We start from the raw sequence: 5,408 nt of genomic DNA on the forward strand, positions 1-5,408 counted from the left end.
GAGACAAAGCTCGCGCTCATCGACGCATCCAGTTGATCCCAGTTGATCAGATCGGCCAGACGCACCAAAGGATGCTTCAGGTTGATCTGCTCGCGCAGAGGATGCCGGAACAAATCGCCTTCGCTCATCGCTGTCTTCGGACCCATCAAGACCTCGACATAATGCAGGAAACAACCCCTAATCTGCCAGGTTCCTGCAAATGCATCAACAACTTTCCGCTTCAAACCCTTGCTGCAAAAGGCTCTCCGGAATGTTCAGGTCCGACTACTTACTGCCACCGCGCCTCCAGCGGTCGATGATGCGGCCCACGCACAACAGGTACTTCGTCACATACCTCGTGGTCGCATACTCGACGTAGCCGAGCGGACACCGCGCCCGGTTTACGGACAGATGATCTTCGTGCCCGTGCGATTCCTTCGAGAAATTGATCGACCGGAATCCCTGCGGTTCAAGCCGCGGCTCAAGCCGGGCGACATCCCTCTTCTCCACAAGGCCACAAAAATCAGGGAATTCGAACGCGATCTGGCGAATGTTACGCAGGAACGCGTCCGGCAGTGAATCAAGCAACGGCACCTCGGCGCCTTCGATGTCGACCTTCAGCAAATCGATTTGCGCGATTCCCTGCTGCTGCGTGAACACGTCGAGCCGCACAGCGGACACCTGGATCTCGCGATTGTTCTCGCTGGTGCGAACGAACGACGATGCCTCCGAATTCGCCGCCACGAAGAAGCTCATCGTCCCTGCACGATCGGCAATCGCGAGGTTGAAGGGCTTCACGCACGCCATGCCGTCGAGCCGCGCAAAACAGTCGGGATTCGGCTCGACCGCGTAACATACGCATTCGTATTCCTCCGACATCAGCCGGGAAAACGTACCGCTGTTCGCGCCCAGATCGATAACAGCACTGTCTCGCTGCAAAAACCGCCGGAAAAACGTATGTCCGCTGATACGATCCATCGTGTTTTGCTGGAGTTCACTAGAAATCGTCGCACTGCAACCAGCGGGAATTTGCCGGCGCAGGCGCGACACGTAGAGCAGTTCGAAACGGTCGGCCGCACTGAAATACTGAACGTCATGATCAAGATGGCCATCGCGGCATCAAGTCGCGAACTGGACCGGTGCCCGGCCGTTCCTTCATGGGGGCCTGCAGTAGTCGGCAAGGTCTCTCTGGTTGTTTTCCGGGACGGGCGTATGCGGATAGCAGCGAGATAAGCGGTGCTCGCGCAGCAACGGTAAAAGGACGGCAGGGATCTGCGCGACCGATTTGGCAATTTGACAATGGCTAAAAATACGCTCATCGTGCCTCACGAAGCGCCATGCGCGTATCCCCCCGTGACACGATGCCCTGCAGCAGGCAGAAAGGCTCGACGAAGGCCCTTTTCTCTGCGAGGCGCAGTGACGAGAACGAAGACATGTTCAGCACAGCAAGAGGGTCGCTGCTTTTATGCAATTCCCAGTCCGCCGCAGTGAGTTTCTTCTCGTCCACCGTGAAAATTTCACCGCGATCGTCAACGCCCCTCAGATACTCCTGAAAGCAGGCTAGCAGCAACGCTTCGCGTCTCATGTCGCGTTTGTCGTGGACCAACGTGTCGATCGTCTTTGCGTGAAACACAGGGATCTTGGCCGCGCCGTCGTGGGCAACGCGAAGAAGTTGATCGGCGACAGCCGGGTTGCCGAATCGCTCGAGCACTTTCTCTTCGTATATTTCAGATGAAACGCCCGGAGGCAGCTCGAGAATCGGGCTGACATCATGCTGAAAAAACGCTCGTAAAAGCGCAGCGATATCCGGATCGCTCATTGCTTCGTGAACGAAACGATAGCCGAGCAATATTGCCGGATACGCAAGCAGCATGTGGGACGCGTTCAGCATGCGCCCTTTCATCGCCTCGTAGGCCGAAACGTCGCTCTTCACTTCGACACCCACGGCGTCGAATGCGGGACGCCCATTACTAAAGCGATCCTCGATCACCCATTGCGTGAACGTCTCCGCGACAACGGGCGTCGCGTCGTCGATGCCCGACATGATGGCGACCTTCGCACGAACTTCGGGGGTAACCTGCGGCGCGATGCGGTCGACCATGCCGTTGGGAAAAGTGGCATTGTCCGCGATCCAGTCCGCAAGTCCCGGGTCGACCGCCTGCGCGAAACTCAAAACCGCGCGCCGGACTGTATTGCCGCTTTGCCGCAGATTGTCACAGGACATCACCGTAAAGGCAGGGACGTTCGCTTCGCGACGGCGCCGCAGCGCTTCGACGATAAACCCAAACGCCGTGCGCGGCGGTGCTCCCGCCAGATCGTGCGCGACATCGGGCTCGTGAAACTTGAACTCGCCCGTCGCTTCGTCGAAGTTATAGCCGCCCTCTGTGATGGTCAACGAGACAATGCGGATCGCCGGACCGGCCAGTTCGCGCAACACGGCTTCCGGATCGGCAGGCGCGTGCAGATAATCGATCATCGCGCCAATGACTCGCGTGCTCGCACTGCCATCCGAGTCGAACTCGGTTACCGTATAGAGGCAGTCCTGCGCGTGCAAAGCCCGAACCTTTGCCAGGGCGGACGTACTACTGCCGAGACCAATACCGCAGATGGCCCACGCCTCGTGTCCCGGTAAATGCAGGCACCGATCCACATAAAGCGCCTGATGCACACGGTGAAAATTGCCAACGCCGATATGCGCGATACCCGCTGTGAGCCGGTTGCGGTCGTAGGCGGGAACTGCCACGCGGTCATTCAATTGACCGAGAGTGGCGTTAGACAGGAGTTGCTGTTTCATTGTCGGCTGATAAAGGTATTCTGTCAGATCGAGCTGCAGCCGAGAAAGTCTCTTCTCGCTGCCGCGTTTCATTCCCCGTCGCGAGCAAGCTGGTCCTGCGTCCAGCTTTGGACCAGCAACGGAAGCTCCCGCATGCTGTAGAACACCGCGTTCACCCCGACGTTACGAAGGTTCTTTGCCCGTTCGTCCGGTGCGTGCGCTCCACCGGCAAAGCCGAGCACGGTCATGCCGGCGGCAACCGCCGCCTTGGCTCCCGTCACGCTGTCTTCCACCACAACGCAACGTTCAGGCGCCACGCGCAAACGACGGGCGGCAGCAAGGTACACGTCGGGCGCCGGCTTCGGATTCGACACCATGTCAGCTGTGAAGACCCGCTCCCCGAAAAACTTGACGAGTCCCGTTCGATCGAGTACACGCCTGACGTAGTCCGCGAAACTGTTGCTCGCTACAGCTTTACGCAAGGAAATCGCGGCAAGCACTTCGTCTATCTCCGCGGTCATCGGCGCTTGCACCGCGGCGCGTACAACTTCCGCGTCGATTGAGGCAGCCTGAGCTTCGTCGATTGTCCTGCCCAGTGCGGCGGCCGTGCGGGCCACCAGCGCCTCTGTGCGCAGTCCGAGCAGCGGACGCACGACCCGCTGCACGCCAGTTTGCTGCCATAGCGCTTCCAGTCGCTCCACAATAATGCTTTCGGCAATGGCATCGCTGTCCACGAGCACGCCGTCGCAGTCACAAATCATCAAATAGTTTTCCAGCGCGTCGCTGGATGCGATGTCGATCATTGCTTTCCCCCAAGATGATTACTGTGGCGCGCAAGTCTTCGCGCAACGCCGGCTGTAGTGCGAACGTCTCGCCTTTCCGCACCCGTTCCGACGTCTTCGAGACTTCTGTCACGGGTTTCGGGCATGGCGAAGAAGATAAAATCCCATGCTAATGCGTTCAATCATGCGTACACCCACATTGCCCCGCCGACGCCAAGCCATTGGTCATCGTCAGTGCGCTGCCGGTTAGCAGCAGGTTCACCCCGTTATTTTCTTCATGTCCCGACAATCGGGGGTTTGTCCAACCAGGCTCGGCATAATTCTCGCCCCCAGTCGCAGTCATTATCAGGGGGCGTCGATGAAGCCAAACCGCGCGCGCTCATTACGGAACTCAAGGCGCACGGCCAACTTCTGGTTGTTGTCGATCGGCCTGCCACGATTGGCGCGCTGCCCGTGGCAGTTGCGTGCGATGGAGGTGTTCTAGTCGCCTATTTGCCGGGTCTGGCCATGCGCCGCATCGCCGATCTGCATGCACGCGAAGCCAAGACCACTGCCCGCGATGCCGCCGTCATTGCTGAAGCCGCGCGTTCCATGCCGCACACGCTGCGCACGCTTCGACTGGCCGACGAACCAATCGCCGAACTCACCATGTTGTGCGGCTTTGACGATGACCTCGCCGCACAAATCACGCGGACCAGCAACAGTATTCGCGGCCTGCTTACCCAGATCCATCCCGTACTGCATCGGGGTCTGGGCCACGCCTTGATCGTCCTGCAGCGATAGTCGTCGCCCACCGAGCGCCGATACGAGTGAAAAAAAACCCGCCAACCGCCTCACCAAACGCCGCGTCGCGCATGGGAAAAAGTCTTGCGGCCGAGATCGTTCAGGCGCTCGCCGAACAGGCTGTGATCGTGCCCGGCACTCAGGCCGCAACAATCGTCATCCCATATTCACCAATTGCGTCCTTGCGGTCGGAACCTCACACCTGCGAAAAGCGCCGCAACACGCCTTTGCTGAAACCGAAGCGTCCGAACAACTGCTCTGGCGGTCAGGGAATAGAATGCAAGGGAGCAGTCTTGCATTTTGAACTTGTGAAAGTTGCCGCATTGCGGAACCGCCCATCGTAAAAGCGTGACGGTCCGGATCAGGTGGTCACCGGCGGAGGCATGATATGTCGATAACGCCCAGCTCGAAGCTGATTCTCCTCTCGCATTCCATCGGAAATCCGGCAAAAAACGTCAGGTCTATCAGGAATTCTGACGGTCCGCCCAAAAAACTTCGCAGCGAGCAGAGCAAGAATAATCGCTCGCTGCAAGCACAGGATACAAGCAGATGCCTTAGTAGCATATGACTGAGATCAGACTTTTTCAAAGCCCGAAGACCGCAACATTCTCAAGCCTGCCCTAGCAATGGGTTTCCACACGTCTTGGGCAGATCAAGAACCCTTCAAAATTACCAGCACGCCCTATGACATCAGCGGCACGAGCGTGTCGCATTCAAGACGCAAACGCCAGTTGGACGAGCGACGGGAGAACGCTTCGTCTGCAACATGATCTCCGCGATGGCTTCTACCTTGTTTCTGGCGGTCAACTGCGCCCCCCTGCAACGCCGCGTGAAAGCGCAGCGACAAATCGAGTGAGGGAACTGGCGACCCGGATACGCAGCGCCAGCCTCCATCGCAAAACGATTCGTCGCTGACAATTGGCCCGGAATAACTTCATCGCGTGAAGCAACACGCCCCCCGTCTCGACAAGTTGATCATCATTGAAAGGCCTCCTGGCCGCCCCAGAAAGGGGGCGGCCAGGGTCTAGAGTTGAGATGCAGCCCTCAACCGACCCTTTCAGGAGAGAGGGTAGCCACGTTTCCTCTCGAAA

3 protein-coding genes and 2 pseudogenes are annotated in these 5,408 nt (G+C 58.5%); 1 reads left to right on the top strand and 4 read right to left on the bottom strand.

What is annotated here, in order from left to right; genetic code table 11:
- From AB4Y34_RS40740 to AB4Y34_RS40755, 4 genes and pseudogenes are all read right to left on the bottom strand, one after another.
- Positions 1-146, bottom strand: a pseudogene (locus tag AB4Y34_RS40740) (IS5/IS1182 family transposase); the annotation flags it as partial.
- A gap of 118 nt (positions 147-264) precedes the next feature.
- Positions 265-957, bottom strand: coding sequence for an FkbM family methyltransferase (locus AB4Y34_RS40745; protein ID WP_176369546.1), 693 nt, complete (start codon positions 955-957; stop codon positions 265-267).
- A gap of 337 nt (positions 958-1,294) precedes the next feature.
- On the bottom strand, positions 1,295-2,845 hold the full coding sequence (locus AB4Y34_RS40750; RefSeq protein WP_255215270.1) for a mannitol dehydrogenase family protein: 1,551 nt from the start codon (positions 2,843-2,845) through the stop codon (positions 1,295-1,297).
- Positions 2,842-3,555, bottom strand: a complete 714-nt coding sequence (locus AB4Y34_RS40755) for an HAD family phosphatase (protein WP_176369547.1) — start codon at positions 3,553-3,555, stop codon at positions 2,842-2,844. Before AB4Y34_RS40755 ends, AB4Y34_RS40750 begins: the two co-directional genes overlap by 4 nt.
- Positions 3,556-3,891: 336 nt before the next feature.
- On the opposite strand from AB4Y34_RS40755, the pseudogene AB4Y34_RS40760 reads away from it, so the two are divergent.
- Positions 3,892-4,511, top strand: a pseudogene (locus AB4Y34_RS40760) (IS110 family transposase); the annotation flags it as partial.
- Between the last annotated feature and the right edge of the window lie 897 nt (positions 4,512-5,408).

The sequence above is a fragment of the Paraburkholderia sp. BR10954 genome, from assembly GCF_040965775.1.
GTDB classification, from domain to species: domain Bacteria; phylum Pseudomonadota; class Gammaproteobacteria; order Burkholderiales; family Burkholderiaceae; genus Paraburkholderia; species Paraburkholderia youngii.

Coding starts and splice junctions, on each gene's coding strand:
- AB4Y34_RS40745 (WP_176369546.1), bottom strand. CDS start 957: ATGGATCGTATCAGCGGACATACGTTTTTCCGGCGGTTTTTGCAGCGA.
- AB4Y34_RS40750 (WP_255215270.1), bottom strand. CDS start 2,845: ATGAAACGCGGCAGCGAGAAGAGACTTTCTCGGCTGCAGCTCGATCTG.
- AB4Y34_RS40755 (WP_176369547.1), bottom strand. CDS start 3,555: ATGATCGACATCGCATCCAGCGACGCGCTGGAAAACTATTTGATGATT.